16 protein-coding genes are annotated in these 18,138 nt (G+C 44.6%); 4 read left to right on the top strand and 12 right to left on the bottom strand.

The window, feature by feature from the left end; genetic code table 11:
• Positions 1–2: 2 nt before the first annotated feature.
• Together NAF17_RS13865 and NAF17_RS13860 are read right to left on the bottom strand one after the other, a co-directional pair.
• Positions 3–1,853 carry a PAS domain S-box protein gene (locus NAF17_RS13865; RefSeq protein ID WP_252758605.1) on the bottom strand — a complete coding sequence of 617 codons (1,851 nt, stop codon included), beginning with the start codon at positions 1,851–1,853 and terminating at the stop codon, positions 3–5.
• A gap of 350 nt (positions 1,854–2,203) precedes the next feature.
• The gene (locus tag NAF17_RS13860) at positions 2,204–2,353 is read right to left on the bottom strand and encodes a hypothetical protein (protein ID WP_252758604.1); all 150 of its coding nucleotides are present in this window, start codon (positions 2,351–2,353) and stop codon (positions 2,204–2,206) included.
• 336 nt (positions 2,354–2,689) lie between these two features.
• On the opposite strand from NAF17_RS13860, the gene aat reads away from it, so the two are divergent.
• Together aat and ruvC are read left to right on the top strand one after the other, a co-directional pair.
• The gene (gene aat / locus NAF17_RS13855) at positions 2,690–3,328 is read left to right on the top strand and encodes a leucyl/phenylalanyl-tRNA--protein transferase (protein WP_252758603.1); all 639 of its coding nucleotides are present in this window, start codon (positions 2,690–2,692) and stop codon (positions 3,326–3,328) included.
• Positions 3,329–3,349: 21 nt separating this feature from the next.
• The gene (gene ruvC / locus NAF17_RS13850; protein ID WP_252758602.1) at positions 3,350–3,949 is read left to right on the top strand and encodes a crossover junction endodeoxyribonuclease RuvC; all 600 of its coding nucleotides are present in this window, start codon (positions 3,350–3,352) and stop codon (positions 3,947–3,949) included.
• Between the two features lie 6 nt (positions 3,950–3,955).
• On the opposite strand, the gene NAF17_RS13845 is transcribed toward ruvC, so the two are convergent.
• Complete coding sequence (locus NAF17_RS13845) at positions 3,956–4,480, bottom strand: 5' nucleotidase, NT5C type (RefSeq protein ID WP_252758601.1); 525 nt, start codon at positions 4,478–4,480, stop codon at positions 3,956–3,958.
• Between the two features lie 177 nt (positions 4,481–4,657).
• Between NAF17_RS13845 and NAF17_RS13840 the strand changes: the two genes are divergently transcribed.
• Both NAF17_RS13840 and NAF17_RS13835 read left to right on the top strand, forming a co-directional pair.
• Complete coding sequence (locus NAF17_RS13840; protein WP_252758600.1) at positions 4,658–7,081, top strand: TonB-dependent receptor domain-containing protein; 2,424 nt, start codon at positions 4,658–4,660, stop codon at positions 7,079–7,081.
• Between the two features lie 2 nt (positions 7,082–7,083).
• On the top strand, positions 7,084–8,262 hold the full coding sequence (locus NAF17_RS13835) for a PepSY-associated TM helix domain-containing protein (protein ID WP_252758599.1): 1,179 nt from the start codon (positions 7,084–7,086) through the stop codon (positions 8,260–8,262).
• Between the two features lie 270 nt (positions 8,263–8,532).
• On the opposite strand, the gene NAF17_RS13830 is transcribed toward NAF17_RS13835, so the two are convergent.
• The 9 genes from NAF17_RS13830 to NAF17_RS13790 all read right to left on the bottom strand — a co-directional run bounded on the left by NAF17_RS13830 (position 8,533) and on the right by NAF17_RS13790 (position 16,667).
• Positions 8,533–9,555, bottom strand: coding sequence for a ferredoxin--NADP reductase (locus NAF17_RS13830; protein ID WP_252758598.1), 1,023 nt, complete (start codon positions 9,553–9,555; stop codon positions 8,533–8,535).
• A 6-nt stretch (positions 9,556–9,561) separates the two neighbouring features.
• The gene (locus NAF17_RS13825; RefSeq protein ID WP_252758597.1) at positions 9,562–11,016 is read right to left on the bottom strand and encodes an amino acid permease; all 1,455 of its coding nucleotides are present in this window, start codon (positions 11,014–11,016) and stop codon (positions 9,562–9,564) included.
• Between the two features lie 152 nt (positions 11,017–11,168).
• Positions 11,169–12,167, bottom strand: coding sequence for a quinone oxidoreductase family protein (locus tag NAF17_RS13820; protein WP_252758596.1), 999 nt, complete (start codon positions 12,165–12,167; stop codon positions 11,169–11,171).
• 113 nt (positions 12,168–12,280) lie between these two features.
• Entirely contained in the window at positions 12,281–12,892 is a 612-nt protein-coding gene (locus tag NAF17_RS13815; RefSeq protein ID WP_252758595.1) for a superoxide dismutase, read from the bottom strand.
• 192 nt (positions 12,893–13,084) lie between these two features.
• The gene (locus NAF17_RS13810; RefSeq protein ID WP_252758594.1) at positions 13,085–13,555 is read right to left on the bottom strand and encodes a nucleoside deaminase; all 471 of its coding nucleotides are present in this window, start codon (positions 13,553–13,555) and stop codon (positions 13,085–13,087) included.
• Complete coding sequence (locus NAF17_RS13805) at positions 13,555–13,929, bottom strand: SdpI family protein (protein ID WP_252758593.1); 375 nt, start codon at positions 13,927–13,929, stop codon at positions 13,555–13,557. The genes NAF17_RS13810 and NAF17_RS13805 overlap by 1 nt, the downstream gene beginning before the upstream one ends.
• Entirely contained in the window at positions 13,926–14,261 is a 336-nt protein-coding gene (locus NAF17_RS13800; RefSeq protein ID WP_252758592.1) for a tRNA-binding protein, read from the bottom strand. Before NAF17_RS13800 ends, NAF17_RS13805 begins: the two co-directional genes overlap by 4 nt.
• 294 nt (positions 14,262–14,555) lie before the next feature.
• Positions 14,556–15,089, bottom strand: coding sequence for a YfiT family bacillithiol transferase (locus NAF17_RS13795; RefSeq protein WP_252758591.1), 534 nt, complete (start codon positions 15,087–15,089; stop codon positions 14,556–14,558).
• 231 nt (positions 15,090–15,320) lie between these two features.
• Positions 15,321–16,667 carry a reverse transcriptase domain-containing protein gene (locus NAF17_RS13790; protein ID WP_252758590.1) on the bottom strand — a complete coding sequence of 449 codons (1,347 nt, stop codon included), beginning with the start codon at positions 16,665–16,667 and terminating at the stop codon, positions 15,321–15,323.
• Between the last annotated feature and the right edge of the window lie 1,471 nt (positions 16,668–18,138).

Here is an 18,138-nt window from a genome sequence, read left to right as displayed (position 1 = left end):
CCTTAAGTAAGGAACACCTTAAACGTTGTGCCTTTACCCGGCTTGCTTTCTACGTCAATTTTACCACCAAGGGCTTCTACCTGGTTTTTAGTGATAAAAAGGCCCATGCCTTTGGCATCAAGGTTACCATTAAAGGTTTTGTACATGCCAAATAAGTCGCTACCGTGTTTTTTCAGGTCGATGCCTATGCCGTTATCAACAATTGTAAAGCCTTGCCTTCCGTTTTCCTCAAAATACTTTATGGTTATTGTAGGATGCTCTGTTACCGAGCGGTATTTTATAGCATTACTTATCAGGTTAAACACGATGCTCTCCAGATAAGCGGGGCTATAAATTAATGTTTTACCGTTAGGGATCTGATTATCGATGTTAACTTTCCAAAGGATGATATCGTTGTTTAGCAATTCGGTGGCGCGGTTAAAATAGCTAAGCAGGTCAAGTTCGGATGTCTGGATATCTATGTTAGTTTGTATCGATACCACCTCGTTCAGGTTGTTAATAGTATCATTCAATTGGTCGGATACCTTTGTTAGGAGACCTGATAGTTCCTGTTTCTCATCTTCGGTGATAGCAGGGTCGGCAAGTACATCCATAATCATTTTAAAGTTGCTGGCATGCGTTCGCAGGTTATGGGATACAATATAGGCGAAGTTTAACAAACGGTTATTTTGTCCGCCTACCACGTCCAGGGTTTCGCGCAAGTGCTGTTCCTGTTGTTTCTGGTCGGTAATATCGGTGTGGGTACCAATGATGCGGGTTGGTTTGTTATCCTTATCATACTCAATAACCTTCCCCCGGTCGAGGATCCATTTGTAAGTGCCATCCTTACATAGTACACGATGCTGGTTAGAGTGTATTTCTGTTTTCCCCGCAATACAAGCATTAACATCTGCAACGTATTTCTCCCTGTCCTCAGGATGTACACGTGCTGTCCATTGGCCGGGTACGTTGTTAAACTCGTGCTCCGCCAGCCCTATCATGCTCAGGCATTGTTTAGAGTGGAAGATGGTATTATTTACCAGGTCGAAGTCCCAAATACCCCCACCCGAACCTTCGGACGCGAAGATCCAGCGGCGCTCGCTTTCTCTCAATAGCTCGTCGGCATGTTTACGTTTGGTAATATCTTTTATCTGCGATACAAAGTATAAGGGCTTTTCGGCTTTATCACGTACAATCGCTACATTTAGTACGATCCAAATAATGCCCCCATCCTTTTTAATGTAACGCTTCTCCATTTTGTAGGAGTCTATCTCTTTATCAAGGGTACGCTGCAGCAGGGTAAGGTCGGCCTCCAGGTCATCGGGGTGGGTTATCTCCTGGAAGGTTTTAGCCATTAATTCGTTGGCCGAATAACCCAGCATCTCGCAGATGCTTTTATTCGTCTTCAGGAATTTACCTCCGGTAGATACCAGCACCACACCAATGGGCGAGTAATCAAAAGCATTCCTAAAAGTTTCTTCGCTTATTTCGAGCGTTTGCTCGGTACGTTTTTTCTCGGTGATATCAATGTGGCAACCCACCATGCGAATGGGCGTGTTATCTTTCCATTCAATAACCCGGCCTGTAGTGTTTATCCAAACTATCGACCCATTTTTGTGGGTGTACCTTACATCAATGTTAAAAGGTTTTTTGCCGTGGCTGTCGTAATGCTCTTTAAGGCAGGCATCCATACGCGGAACATCCCCGGGAACAATAAGCCGGGCCCATGTTGCGGTGGTATTTTCAAGTTCGTGGTCCTGGTAGCCAAACATGGCCTTAAAGGCGGCACTTAAAATCATCTTATCTTCCTGCAGATAACAGTCCCAGTAACCGGCAAGGGTTTCCTCCAGGATTATCTTATAAATGTTCTCCATTAATTAGAGTATCGCGTATTATTAACGGCCACCCAATATACAATTAATTGGCAATATATATAATCGTTAGCGCTACGCTCGTAGCTATAGAAAGTTTAATCCCGCAAAATTCTTATTCAAGATTTGGCTGTTGTTAACGTTAAGCCATTTATCAAGCAGGGTGGCGTACACATCCCTAAAATCCACCTCGTACTTAAGGTCGCCTTTATCTAAGGCAGATAGGTTTGGCGTTGTTATAAATGCCCGGCTTATTTAGCTTGCCACCAAATATCATTACGTTATTAGCGGTGCCATGGTCGGTACCGTTGCTGGCATTTTGTTAAACCCGGCGGCCAAATTCAGAGAAAGTCTCAGTTAAGTTGCGATTGCACCTGCGTATTTACAGCTTTGCGTTTGTTAACGTTCATGGCCAAAAAGGCCTCATCTTCCGGGTCGGCCTTGCCTTTAAAATATATTTCGCCACCATTTAAAACGGTAAATGGGATCTTTAAGCGGAACATCGGCGATGAACTGTCTTTCCAGCTTTTGCCACCGGGCCAGCCGGCAACATTTGGGGATAAAACAGCACCTGCCCAAGAGCGCGCTCAAACTGCATTATTACATCGGGGTTTTTATAGTTGATGTAAAAACTGCCGATTAAGCCCCACAATAAAATCAACGGGCGATTTAATAAGGGTGCCTATATTTTTATCGGTATAAAACCCAATCGGCAGTAAAAACCAATTTTAAAAGTTTACTAATATCGTACCCGCCCGTCGCTTAAGAAGGACAAGTGTTTTTAGCTATGGGTTATTATTTTTCTGAAACAAAGCCGGCTTAACCTTAATTTTGCCCTGATGATATTCAGGCTTGATGATCGTTTACTATTCCCTAACCCCGCCCTTGCGGAGGAAGATGGCTTATTAGCCGTTGGCGGAGACCTATCTACCGAACGTTTGTTACTGGCCTATCAAAATGGCATTTTCCCCTGGTACAGCGAGGATGAACCGATCTTGTGGTACTCGCCGCATGAGCGGTTTGTATTGCTCCCTGAGGAGTTAAGGGTTTCTAAATCAATGGTTAAGGTTTTGCGTTCGGATGTTTTTTCGATTACTACCGATACCTGCTTCGACGAGGTGGTTGCAGCCTGTTCTGCCGTTAAGCGAGAAGGCCAGGATGGCACCTGGATCACCGATGATATGAAAGCCGCTTACTCAAAACTACACCACGAAGGTCATGCACATTCAGTAGAAGTTTGGCAAAATGATAAATTGGTAGGGGGATTATACGGTGTGGAAGTGGGTGAAGTTTTCTGCGGCGAAAGCATGTTTAGCACGGCAAGCAACGCCTCAAAAACGGCTTTAATCCACCTTTGTAACGCCAAAAAACACCTGCTGATAGATTGCCAGGTTTACACCGAACATTTGGAGAGTTTGGGCGCCCGGATGATACCCCGCGAAGAATATATTGCCATACTGCAAAAAACCATTGCCTAAACATTAGTTTTGTAAACAGAGATGATAGAGCAGGCAAACCACAAAGAACGCATAATTTTAGGTATTGACCCCGGTACTTCTGTAATGGGTTACGGCCTTGTGCTGGAGAAAGGCCCAAAGATTGAACTGATAAGCCTGGGTGTAGTGAAGATGGACAAGATTGACGACCACATGCTGAAGCTGCAGCGTATTTTCGAGAAAACCGTTGCCCTAATAGATAACTACAAACCCGATTGCCTGGCTATTGAAGCACCCTTTTATGGAAAAAACATCCAGGTGATGCTGAAGCTTGGCCGTGCACAAGGTGTGTGTATGGCCGCAGCGCTATCCCGAAACATCATTATTACCGAATACGCTCCCCGTAAGATCAAACAATCTATTACAGGTAATGGTAATGCTACCAAAGAGCAGGTATCTGCCATGCTGCAAACCATACTGAAGTTTAACGAAACGCCCGAATTTTTGGATGCTACCGATGGCTTGGCTGTTGCCGTTTGCCATTCGTTCCAAAAGATAACGGTTGCACGTGGTGGCAAAGTAACCAGCAAAAAAAGCCACTCGGGCTGGGAAGCTTTTGTGAAAGATAATGCCAGCCGGGTAAGCATCGCCCCTAAAAAGTAAGCGTCTTTACAGCAACATTTTACGTATTTCATCCCAGTTGTTTACCCGTACATCCCACTCCACATGGTGGTTATGCGCTGCGGTATACAAAATGCCCTGCCCAATAAAACGTTTAAAATGCTTTACATTATCGTCTATCAGGTAATCGGCATTAATGATGCTTTTATCGCCGCAAAAAACAATATTGGTCCAGGAGATGTAAGGGAAATGTTCGCCAAGCCAGGCCAGTTTTGGTAACAGCGAGTTGGGGAATTCCATAGCGGCTGTGGTGAAAAAGATCTCGTATTGCTCGTGTAAATCCTTAATTACTTCCTTACAGCCGGGGATTACAGCCAGGTCTTTAAAAAAGTCGTCATGAAAAACATATTTTTTGGAGATACCGCGATGAATAGAATCTATCAAGTCTTCAAAGGTATGGTCGTGGAGTTGTTCGGGCGTAAATAGGGTGCCATAATCGCGCTTATACCATTCTGCAAAACGTGCGTGGGCATCGGCAACAACCTCATCCATGTCAATAGCTATTCTTTTCATGTAGTCTCAATTATACACAAATATAGCCCCTTTAAACCAGCAAGTTGTTTGTAATTATTCTAAATAACTTGTGTAACATGATGTTATCTTATACATTTGCGCCATTATTTATAATTAGTCTTAATAAGAATTAAGAAATCGCAACCTAATCTATTTAAAATATTTTTAGCGGGCATCGTGCTGCTCACCCTGATAAACCCCGCCAGCCTGTTTGCGCAAAACAGGGGAACTATACAAGGCAAAGTTACAACCAATAAAGGAGAGGCCGCCGGCAACGTGTCAATAGGGCTTAGCGGTACCAAGATAGGTACCAGCACTTTAGATAACGGCGATTTCTCTTTTAAAGCACCAGCAGGTTCTTACACCATTGTAATATCATACGTAGGTGTACAAAGTGTTGAAGTGCCTGTAACTGTTGTATCCAATCAGGTAACTACAGTGCCTGCTATCATCATTAACGCAAATCTTTCGCAATTGACCGAGGTTAACGTTATCGCGAACAGATCTAACCGTTTTGCCCGCAAGGTTAGTACCGACGTTGGCAGAATCCCTTTGGATAACCTGGAAAACGCGCAAAGCTATACCACCATAAGCAGCGAACTTATTAAAGAACAACAGATCTTTAGTGTAGACGAGGCATTAAGGAATGCCCCCGGCATCCAGAAAATGTGGGATGCTACCAGCCGCGCAGGCGATGGTGGCGGTTACTTTACCCAACGTGGTTTTGTAACCCAAATAAGTGTACGTAACGGTGTAGCCGGTATTGTTACCAGCGGTATCGATGCCGTTAACGTTGATAAAGTTGAAGTAATAAAAGGCCCGTCATCTACCTTATTTGGTGGTACGGTAACTTCATTTGGGGGGCTTATCAACAGGGTTACCAAAAAACCTTACGAAACCTTTGGTGCCGAAATTGGCCACACAGTAGGCAGCTATGATTTAAACCGCACCACGCTTGACCTGAACACCCCGCTTGGTTCAAAGGTGGCGTTCCGTTTAAACACGGCTTACAACTACGAAGGCAGCTTCCAAAACTATGGTAAAAGCCGCACGTTTGCTGCCGCACCAAGTTTATCTATAAAAGCAAACGACAAATTGTCGTTCTTAGTAGAGGCTGAAATGTTTTACGGCCGCAACTCGGCTAAGCCATTTTTCTTCTTCTACGATTCGCCAAAAACTATGGGCGTAAGCAAGGTTAGCGATCTGAATATCGATTACATGAACGCATATTCAGCCGGCGACATTACTTCATACTCACGCAGTATCAACTACTTTGCCGAGGCTAAGTACAAAATCTCTGATAAGTTTACTTCACAAACAATCTTCTCTAACTCAAACAGTTTCTCTAACGGCCCAAGCCCTTACTATTACTTAATTACCGATGCTACCGCACAGGCAATTGCACCGGGCATACAAGATCCTCCGGGCAATAACAACTACATCTTCCGTAATGACCAATCGACCTCTAACAGTAAATTTGGCGCTACCGAGATCCAGGAAAACATCAATGGCGATTTCAAAACAGGGTCTATCCGCCACCGCTTTGTGTTTGGTTTAGATTTTCAACGCCAAAACTCAAACCAGATCTTCTTCGGTAATGCTTACGGCATAGCGCCAATTAACCAACCCGGTTATGATTACAGCGTATTTAACAAATTGTTGGTAGACCAAACAAACGCAGCTAACCCGCTTACATCTGCCAACACTTACCCATACATCTACAAAAAAAATACTTACGGTGTTTACCTGGCTGATGTAATAAACATCACCGATAGGTTAATTGCTTCTATTGGTGCACGTGCAGACCGTTTTGAGAATAAAGGAACTTACAACCTTGATGGTTTACAAACCGTGAAACCATTTGCCCAAACAGGCTTTTCGCCAAAATTAGGGTTGATCTATCAGCCAATAAAAGAAGTCCTTTCTATTTTTGCTAACTACCAAAATGGCTTTAAAAACCCTGATGTATTTACCGATGGTAACGGTACCGCTGTTATACCAAAGATACAAAATGCAAACCAGGCCGAAGGTGGCGTAAAAATGGCACTGTTTAATGGTAAGTTAAACGGTACCTTAAGTGTTTACCGCATTAAGGTAACAAACACTATCCGTTCTATTCCTAATTCGCCGGTATTTGGTTCGATACAGGATGGTACACAAACCAGTAAAGGTTTCGAGGCGGAGTTTGTTGCAAACCCGGTATCAGCTATTAACATAGTAGCCGGTTTCTCATATAACGATTCTAAATTCACCGCCGGCGACCCTGACGTTTTAGGCTTGCGCCCAAACACCGCAGGTTCGCCATACTTAGCTAACCTTTATGTAAGCTACCGTTTACCACAAAGCTTGGTTAAAGGTTTAGGTGTTGGCTTTGGTGGTAACTACGCAAGCGCTAACAAAGTGATCAACAGCGTTAGCCAGGGTAGTTTTGAATTGCCCTCATATACATTGCTTAATGCATCGGTATATTTGGATAGGCCTAAATACCGCTTTGGTTTAAGCGGCAATAACCTTACTGATAAACATTACTACACAGGTTTCACAACCATCAATCCGCAAAGGTTACGCCAGTTTGTGTTAAGTGCATCGTATAAATTATAAGCATGGCCCCATTTAAAAAAGTATTACTTTTTTGCCACCGCTGGCTCGGATTAATTTCCGGGCTTGTGGTGTTTATTGTAAGCATCACCGGTTGTATCTTCTGTTTCCAGGACGAGATCCAGGATGCCATTTACGATTACCGTACCGTGCAAAATACAGGTAAGCCATACGTACAGCCATCGCAACTAATAAACGAGGTTAAAAAGGCCTACCCTAAGGCAAGCCCCGATTTTATTTATTATTACGGTGCCGGGCGCCCGGCCGGTGTTTTGGCTAACCTGGGTAAAGAAGGTTATGAATACGTTTTTTTAGACCCATACACTGGCAAGATCACTTACCACGAAAAGCCGCAGACCAACTTTTTCATTTTTGTAGAATACATTCACCTTTACCTGCTGCTGCCGCCGGCCTTTGGTAAGTGGATAGTAGGCGTATCGGTTATTATTTTTATGGTGATTATGGTTACGGGGCTTATCCTTTGGTGGCCCAAACGTAAAACCGACCGCAAGCGCAGCTTTACCATAAAATGGGGTGGCCGCTGGCGCAGGGTTAATTACGATCTGCATAATGTACTGGGCTTTTATGCAACCGCTATCGCGATGATATTAGCCATAAGCGGACTTGCCATAGCATTTGAACCGGTAAGTAAAGCCATTTACGCCACCGCAAACGTTGGCACTAATATCAGTTACAAAGATGAAGTAAGCGAACCCAAGTCGGATTCGCTTAAGAAAGCCGGACTTGCCAAACAGCCTGTTATCGATATCGCATTCGCGCATGCCAGGCAGCAATCGCCAAAGGCCGAAATGTTTTTGATCCATAACAATCCGGCGGTATCGGGTGCAATAGGTGTGGGTGCGTATCCCCAGTCGATGCATTATGCCGGTGCAAGTGGTTACGAGTTTGACAAGTACAATGGCAAACTACTAAAAACCTATGCTTACGATAAGAAAAGCCGGGGCCTAAAGCTGAACGAGATGAACTACGATATCCACGTAGGGCAGATTTTTGGCCTTACCACCAAGATCATCGCGTTTTTGGTGAGCCTGATCTGCGCCAGTTTACCGGTTACCGGCTTTATTATCTGGCTGGGCAAACGCAAACAGAACAAATCAAAAACCACCAAAGTACGCGGCGCCGTTCATCATAAAGCGCACAGGCGTGCTGTGCAGGGTGCTTAGTATAATCATGTTATTTCGAACGAGGTACGAGGAGAAATCTGGTTAGATAAACAAAGTCGGCTACATGCAAGTCCGCCATTCTTATCTAACCAGATTTCTCACTAACGTTTGATATTACAGGTTGTTTTTATAATGAAACGTAGACACGCGATACTTCGCGTCTTCTTTAAGCACGTAAAAGCGCAAGATCTTCTTTGCAAGCGGGAAACGAAAGATATTGTGTTTCTACAAATCGTGTAAAGCTGCAAACTACCTACTTCCAACGGCAAACTACTTATACTCCACCTCCACATCATCCGTCAATGCGTGCCCCGTGCAGGTGAGGATCCAGCCTTTGGCAATGTCTTCATCTGTAAGCACCTCGTTCTTCGCCATTTCTACTTTGCCGGTTTTACAGAAAGCCACGCATGCCGAGCAGATGCCGCTTCGGCAGCTGTAGGGCAGCTTAATCTTGTTTTGTAAGGCCGCTTGCAGGATAGACTGATTTTCTCCTGCAACAATATTATGTACCGCTCCCTCAAAATTGATGCGGATATTTTTGGGCGGATAATTGGTTTGGCTACCGGTAACGGGTACCGTTTCCAACACAAAGTTTTCTTTGTGGATCTGTTGTGGGTGGATCCCCATATACATCAGCGTAAGCCGGATCATGCGCATGTACACGAATGGCCCGCACAGGTAAAAGTCGGCTTTGCTTTTATCGAAGTTTAATCGCTCATTTACCAACTGCTCTACCCGGATATTGGTAAGGCGGTTGGCTTCGTTGCTTAGCAAATGGGTAACGGTAAACCTATCGGGATAGTTTGACAGCAACTCGTTCAGCTCATTATTAAACAAAATGGTTTGCTTGTTTTTGCTGCTATAGATCAAGTGAAGCTTGCTTTTGCCCGGGCGGTTAAGCACGTATTTTATTTGCGAAAATATCGGGGTGATGCCGCTGCCTGCCGCGAAGAACACCAGGTCTTTCTCAGCCTCGTATTCCTTAACGGTGAACACCCCGGCAGGTTCAACCACGTTCAATATATCGCCTACGTTAACTTTGGTGAGCAGGAAGCGCGAGATCTCGCCGTTGCTGATGCGTTTTACGGTAATGGTAAGCCGCTCATCATCCGGCGAAGAGCTTAGTGAGTAAGAGCGCCTCACTTCCTGGTTATGATGATCAAATACCAGCGTAATAAATTGCCCGGCTTTATAAACCGGCTTGTAGCCAACGGCTCTTACTAAATAGAAGGTAGCCGTATTCGGCAGTTCCCATTTTATTCCATCAACACGTAATTGCAGTAAGTCTGCCATTTATGATCATTCTTTTTTTGCAGCCATCGCTTTGCCCAGCACACTGTTCTTTTTGCCGTAGGTAAAGTAAATTACCAAACCTATCGCCAGCCAAATAATGAGCCTTAACCAGGTATCGCCCGGTAAAAACGTCATCATGGCAAAGCAGGTTAAAATACCCAGTATCGGCACCAAAGGCACCAACGGTGTTTTAAACGGGCGGTGCACATTGGGCTGTTGCTTGCGCAATATAAGCACTCCGGCGCATACCATCACAAAAGCAAGTAAAGTGCCAATGCTGGTCATTTCACCCACTACACGGATGGGTACAAAAGCCGCGAATATGGATATGAACCCGCAAAGTAGCATGTTTGATTTCCACGGGGTGCGAAATTTATGGTGAACTTCAGAAAACACTTTAGGCAGCAAACCATCTTTCGACATGGAGAAGAACACGCGCGACTGGCCCAACAGATCAACCAATATCACCGAGGTGTAGCCAATCAATATCGCCAGTACAATAGCTTTACTTAACCATTGGTAATGCGTTTTTTCGATAGCGATGGCAACGGGCGCACCCGAGCCGATGAACTCTTTATAGTTGGCCATCCCTGTCATCACGTGGGCGAAGATCACAAACAGGATGGTACATATTACCAATGAACCTATAATACCTATTGGCATATTACGCTGCGGGTTCTTAGCTTCCTGCGCGGCGGTAGATACAGCATCAAAGCCGATGAACACGAAGAATACCAGTCCGGCACCTCTAAATATTCCCGACCAGCCGTAATCGCCCCACACGCCCGTATTTTGCGGTATGTAAGGGTGATAGTTTGCCGGATTAATGAATGACCATCCCACAGCTATGAATACCAATACCACGCCAACCTTTAAACTTACGATAATGGCATTAATAAGTGCAGAGCCTTTTGTGCCACGGATGATAATGCTGGTAACCAGCACCACAATTAAAGCCGCAGGCAGGTTAATAATGCCGCGCACCACATCGCCATTGGCCGCTTTAGAAGTTTCGAACGGCGACAGGATAAGCTGCGGGGGCAGGTACAGATCAAACCAGGATAAAAATTTAGTTAAGTATTGCGACCAACTGATGGCAACCGTTGCCGCGCCAACCGCATACTCCAGCATCAGGTCCCAGCCGATGATCCAGGCGAAAAGCTCGCCCATGGTGGCGTAAGAATAGGTGTAGGCACTGCCGGCAACCGGTATCATGGCCGAAAACTCAGCATAACACAACGCGGCGAACGTACACCCTAAAGCGGCAATTAAAAAAGATATGGTAACCGCCGGGCCCGAGTGCTGGCCTGCGGCGAGGCCTGTTAAAGAGAACAAGCCCGCGCCAATAATAATGCCTATCCCGATAAGGATAAGGTTAACCGGGCCAAGCGAACGTTTGAGCGAGTTTTCTCCTACTTCTTCAGATTCTTTCAGTAGGAGTTCGATGGGTTTTCTGATCATGCTTAAATAAAGTCCACAAAATTAGTAGATTTAATTTTAAACCCTAATTAATAGTGAGGTAAGTTGAAAGGGGTGTGGTTATGACAGGCCTCTCCCAGCCCTCTCTGAAGGGGAGGCAGCAAAAAATATTTAGTTCTCTCCAAAGGATAGGATTAGGTGAGGCTTATCACGATCTTCCCAAACTGTTTAGCCGCGCCCATCTTATCAAAAGCCTTTTTAGCATCCGCCAGCGGGAATATCTCATCAACAACCGGGACAATCCTGTGCTCGTTTACAAAGGCAAGCATGGCTTTAAAATCGCCCTGCGTACCCATGGTGGTGCCTAATAGCTGTAACTGTTTCCAAAATAAAGGCCGTGCATCCAGCTCGGGAATATTACCTGCAGTGCCACCGAAAAATACGATGCGCCCGCCAGGATTACACAAATCGGGGATCTTATTAAAATCGGGGCCGAGGGCGCTATCCACCACAATATCAAAACCGCCGCCGCTAAGGTGTTTAAGTTCCTGCGCCCAGTCCTGCGCTTTGTAGTTTACGCCTGCAGCTGCACCAAGTTGTTTAGCCTGCTCAATTTTCTCATCCGTGCTGGATGTTACAAAAACCTGCGCGCCTGCTGCTACGGCAAATTGCAAGGTAAATGAACCTGTACCCGCGCCAACACCCACCACCAAAACCTTGTCGCCTTTTTTGATATGCGCCTTGATGAACAAGGCCCTATAAGCGGTTATCCCTGCCAAAGGCAAAGCGGCGGCTTGTTCAAACGTTAAGTGGGCAGGTTTTGGGTAAAGATATTCGGCTTTAACCAGTACATATTCTGCCATGGTACCATCATCGGGCAGGCCTAATATTTTAAACTCTTTTCCCTGAAATTGCGGGTGCTCTCCCCAGTTATGGGATGGGTTAATGATAACCTCTTTGTTGAGCCAATCGCTTGCGCCTTCGCCAGCTTCGGCAACAATGCCCGCACCATCGGCACCTAAAATAGTTGGGTATTTTATGCCGGCGTACTTGCCTATGGTTATCCACCAGTCGCGGCGGTTTAGTGCTGCGGCCTTTATTTGCACCAATACTTCGCCCGGGCCGGGTGTAGGTTTGGCAACTTCTTTTATAACCAAAGGGTTTTCTGCGGATTCGAGGACGATGGCTTTCATGGGATAAATTAATAAAAGCCCCACCCAAACCTACCCCGGAAGGGGGGGCTTTATAAATAAAGTTTCCCTTCCCGGATAATATTTAGAGGGGGCTAATGTAAGGGTTTCGCTAATTAAGCGATAGCTTTAGTGTATAATTCTGAAACGTGGTTCCAGTTAATTACATTCCAGATAGCGGTAAGGTAAGCCGGGCGCAGGTTTTGGTATTTTAGGTAGTAAGCATGTTCCCATACGTCAATACCTAAAATTGGGGTACCTTTTACTTCGGCAATATCCATTAAAGGGTTATCCTGGTTAGGGGTTGATGTAACCGCCAGTTTTTTATCGGCAGTAACAATAAGCCATGCCCAGCCAGAACCGAAACGGGTTGCACCTGCTTCGTTAACTTTAGTTTTGAAATCAGCAACCGAACCGAATGTGCTTTTGATAGCATCGGCCAACGCGCCTGTAGGCTCGCCGCCACCGCTTGGCGAAAGCAACGTCCAAAACATGGTGTGGTTAAAGTGGCCGCCACCGTTGTTACGCACAGCAGCAGGGAACTTTGATATATTTTTGATAATATCCTCAATTTTATCATCAGCCTCTGGTTTACCTTCCAAAGCTTTGTTTAAATTGGTAACATAAGCCTGGTGATGTTTACCATGGTGAATTTCCATAGTAAGTTTATCAATGTGTGGTTCCAGAGCATCGGTAGCGTAAGATAACGCCGGTAGTGTAAATGCCATAATATTTAAAATTTAAGGTTAAACGTTTCGTGATAGAACAAATATAAGCGTTGAGGTATGTTTTTGTTCTATATCAATGTCAAGTTTTTGTTAAGTGGTCGGTAAGTTAGCGAAGTGCGGAAGCCGGAAAAGACGAAAATGCGAAGAATATAAATCGACTACGGACTTTCGGACATCGGACTTCCCGACTAATCATCTCTTACTCTTAAAAAAATCCTTCATCAGCTGCGAGCACTCATTTTCGTGGATGCCGCCGGTAATCAACGTTTTGGGGTGGGTAATGCTTTGGTTAAGCCTGCCAAACCCGCGCTGCACATCGTAAGCGCCAAAAACAATCCGGCCCACCTGGAACCAGTAGCTTGCACCGGCGCACATTACGCAGGGCTCCATGGTAACATACAGCGTACACTCGGGCAGGTATTTGCCACCCATCGAATTTACTGCCGCCGTAAGGGCCTGCATTTCGGCATGGGCGGTAACATCATTAAGGCGCTCGGTAAGGTTATGGCCGCGGCCGATGATCTGCCCCTTGCAAACCACCACAGCACCAATCGGGATCTCGTCCTCGGCCAGGGCCTGGCGGGCTTCCTTCAGGGCCTCGTTCATAAAAAAATCGTCGGGAGAGATTGCGGGCTGCTCATCGCTAAAATTGTAATATCGCATTATATGGTATCAGGAAATGTTCGTTTTAAATGTTTTTCTGTCAAGGTAAACAGCACCACAACCGTGCCGACTGCCCCCACCAGCATGATGATCACTTTGATCAGCGTTCTTAACTCGGGCGTTATATGTAAAAGTGCCATGCCTACGATGATGATAAACCCGGTTACGAATAGCACCACCCCGCATTTTATAATAAGTTGGGTAGAATATTTATTGCCCTCGTCCCAGTTTTGCTGATCTTTCATGGACCGTGCGGTACGGTAACCATAAAGGCTGTTGATCTCTTTTGGTGGATAGCGCTTTTGGATGAGCCCTGCCAGGATAAATATCAAGCCGATGAGGTGCGGGCCTACTACCCAGTTTACGAAAATCATATCAGTTTGCTACCGTTAGGTACGGGTTTATCTATGGCGGTAAGTACAATGTCTCCATGCTCATCTGCAAGGCCGGTCACCAAAAATTCCGACATAAAATTAGCGATTTGTTTCTTGGGGAAGTTAATTACTCCCAAAATCTGTTTGCCCGGTAACTCTTCTTTTGTATAGTGCCTGGTGATTTGCGCGCTGCTTTGTTTTACCCCCAGCGGGCCAAAATCTACCGTCAGCTTGTAAGCGGGTTTACGCGCCTCCGGGAAATCGGCCACTTCCAAAATGGTACCGGCACGCAGTTCCACCTTTTCAAAATCGTTCCAGGTTATGGTTTCCATAATGGCAAAGGTATTTAAAAAAATGGTCGTGTTATGTCCCCACCGCGTCATTGCGAGCGATAGCGCGGCAATCTTCGATAGAGTTGTATACGGCTCTGTAAGTAGGGGATTGCCACGCTATCGCCGCAATGACGCTCGGAGAAGGCGGCCCGCCCGATGAAGCCTCTCCTCTCGCCCTCTCCTTTGGAGAGGGAGCCAAAGCGCAACTGCTTTTTAAGCCTTCTCCTTTGGAGAGGGAGCCAAAGGGCAACTGCTTTTTAAGCCCTCTCCTTTGGAGAGGGTTTGGGTGAGGCTTTACGCTTTCAACCTCTTCACCGTTTCCGTTAAATGTGCCAAATGATGGTTGCTGTGCCATGCATAGGTAGCCAGGTTCTTTTTAAGCGGGATCACGCTGCCACTTTCGGGATGGGTAAACGTGCGGTTCCACTGGTCGTCGGTGAAGCTTTCGAACAGGGCTACGAGGTGCTGGTGGATACCGTCGATTATTTTTAGCGACGGCTCTACCGGCAGGCGGTAATCGGGCTGAATGGCCCAGCCAGCCTCGTCGTATGGTTTTATGGTAGGGTTATCTTCGGTAAGGGCCAGTTTAAAACGGCATAGGGCGTTCATGTGGCTATCTGCAACGTGGTGCACCACTTGGCGCAACGACCACCCTCCGGTGCGGTATTGGGTGTCCAGCTGTTCGTACGTGAGGCCAATGATGGCTTCGCGGATTCGGCCGGGCAGGGTGGCAATATCGTGGATCCATTGGCGCATGTCCTGATCGGTATAAGATACCGGCGGCACGAATTTGCCAATAGGGTAGCGCATTTGTTCGTCTGTAAGCATATGGTTTGGTAGCTATGTTATAATGTAATGGTTAAACAAGTAATTGCCTAAATTAACATTTTGCGGTTATTTAGGTTTGCCTGGTTAAAAATTTAATGTTGGCTGGTGAATTACGGTTTCATAAAGTAATGTTAGTAGTGCTTTTGTTAGGATAGTGCCGCTATGCTCTTCATGGCACAGGCGTTGGGCGCGGGGTGGGTATCGCTGCTATCTGGTTTAGGGGGGGGAGGATTAGCTTTTGCTTCTTTTAGCCAATTCTTTATGGATAATTTTCCAATGATTTTTAACTTGACCTCTAATCTGAGATTGCTCATCATCCATAACTAACGAAGCACGCTTTGCATAGTTGAAGTAATTTCTTTTATATAAGTGGCCGAGTTTGTAAATTTTCTTTTTAAAAATTGTATCATTCTTTCCAGCCTTTCTTCTATTCGCCCTTCTCGCCGCTTGCTTAATATAAGTTTTAATTGTTCTGTAATAGCCCGCTAAACTTGCTGGTTTTAGAAAAGTTGTTGTACCATTAAAAGAAAACCCTAAATAATTGAGCGCTTTATCACTTACTAATTCATCGTTTGAAAGCGTGAAATTAACACATTCAGTTTTTTCGGGTTGAATTATTAGATTATAGTCTTTGTGTATTTTATCATAGATAAAACTCTCTATTTCGTCACGAGATAATGGATTACAAATAATAACAATATCATCAGAATATCTTCTATATAAAGACGCATCAAAATTTGATAGAAATCTCAATACTTCTCTATCAAACTCTAAAAGATATAAATTAGACAAAAATGCGCTTAGTGGAGTACCTTGCGGAATGCCGATTATTTTGTTTGAGGGATTGACTTTACTATTGCTTTTAATAAGCTTTTGATCAACAAATTTTACTCTGAAATCTTTGTTTAGACCTAAAGATTTTGTTTTTAATTGTCTTAGGTCATTTCTGTGCTTGATATTATATTTTAACAGTAAGTCACTCTCTTCGACATATTTAAAATTTGTTAGCGACCTATATATATTTAAGTGGTCTTCCGGCAAGCTTTTAAGTCCTAATAATTTACACCAAGCCTGTTTTAATTTTTTGTGATCCAAATCGTCAAAAAAACTTTTGATGTCAAATGTAAGAGCCATACAATCGCGCTTGCTATCTTTTATATATTTGAAAACCTCATGCGCAAACTCAATATTGCTTTTATTACCTTTTGAGTTTTCTTTGGCAATTCTTCTGTAAGCGATTACACTCGACGAAAGTTGATCGTCTTCTTCTAATTCAGTTATGTATAATTCGTTAAGTTTATTAGCGTAATAAGCATATACATGCGTATCTAAGTGAGTTGCGTAATAGATATGCCGCTTTTTGGTTTCTAATTTGATGCGACGTTTAATCGATTTATTAGAATGCCTTCTAAATTTCCTTTGGTATAATATTTTATGAATTAATGGAAAAAAGGCATGTTTAGCTACCCAATTACTGTCGCGTAACGAACCCTGTAACCAACGTATATCGGATTTTATAATTTTTGGAGAAAAATGTATATACGGTTTAGGTTTAAACCATAAGTTTAATAAATCCATTTTATGAATAACAAAAAGCCAGTGGCGGATAGAAGGTAATTCTTCCGAGGGCACTCCTTTACAAGATAATCTTGTGCCATGGCTTGCAGTTGTCGCGTAGTCATTAACTACCGCCTCCCCCTATTTCCAAATTGTTGTTGTACCTTAGTATCAGAAGTAATGAAATACATCTTTACTGGATTAGTACTACTAATTGCACATGCTGCGGTTGGGTTAATAGAAATATATCTAATCAAACCTTTCGAGTTATCAAATACAATCCATGCTAAACATATGTCTTTAGCCGTACTCAAATATATAACTTTTTCTTAATTAGCATATTATAGCTATCGTAGAAATCTAAAACCTTAAATTGGGTGTACTGTAAGATTCCAGGTTAGCTTCTTATTTGAACCATGACTTCACGGTGTTATTATTTAATATGCTTTTTTTCCCGTTAGCAGAGCAGCTTCGCCTGAAAGCGGGAATAAGCATTGTGACTTTTTGGGTGGCAAGGGCATTGGGTACCGCAAAGCAGCACACTAAACACGTGGGATTCCGAAATAAATTCGGCATGACGGTGGCAGGGTGGTTACTTGTCCTAAAGAGATTGCTTCGTACCTCGCAAAGACGGGTAGTTTTATTTTAGAAGCGTTGGCCCTAACGTCAGAGCAGGCGGGCCGGCGGTGGCGGGAATGTCGGTTTAGCGTCGAAGTCCGCGCATGCGGCGAGAAAGCGTTAAGAACCGGCAGGGCGGGCAGAAGCATTGCTCTGACTTGGCCTTTTCTTTTGGTTCGTTTTCTTTGTGGCTAAGACAAAGAAAATGAACATCCACAGGCTTGGTGGTTACTTACTGCCGCACCTAACGAAGAACTAATTAGCGATAGACTTGTATCCGGCTTTGTAAGTAGGGGATTGCCACGCTATCGCTCGTAAGGACGCGCGGGGTGGCAGGGTGGTTACTTGTCCTAAAGAGATTGCTTCGTACCTCGCAAAGACGGAAGGTTTTATTTCTTAGAAGCGTTGGCCCTAACGTCAGAGCATGCGGGCCGGCGGTGGCGGGAATGAGGGTTTAGCGTCGAAGTCCGCGCATGCGGCGAGAAAGGGTTAAGAACCTGCAGGGCGGGCAGAAGCGTTGCTCTGACTTGGCCTTTTCTTTTGGTTACTTTTCTTTGTGGCCAAGACAAAGAAAAGTAACATCCACAGGCTTGGTGGTTACTTACTGGCGCGGCTAACGAAGAACTGATTGGCGGCTTGTCTTATCTAATAAGATTTCTCCTCCTGCTACCGCAAGCATTCCACTTGTGGCATTACGCAATACATTTCCCACCCAAACCAAGCCGGTAAATATAATTTTAGGGTGCATACATAGAAGAACCTATATTGCCCCGTTTTGCTCAGCAAATAGTCTGCTCCCCTGCGAAAGAAGGGCGTTTAAAAGTCATTCAGGGGCGTAAAAACAACTGTAATTTTTACATAACGCATGGTGGCG

This window comes from Mucilaginibacter aurantiaciroseus, assembly GCF_024055595.1.
Taxonomy (GTDB): Bacteria; Bacteroidota; Bacteroidia; order Sphingobacteriales; family Sphingobacteriaceae; genus Mucilaginibacter; species Mucilaginibacter aurantiaciroseus.
Note: the sequence above shows the minus strand (reverse complement) of the source record. Positions and strands in the feature narration are given on the sequence as shown.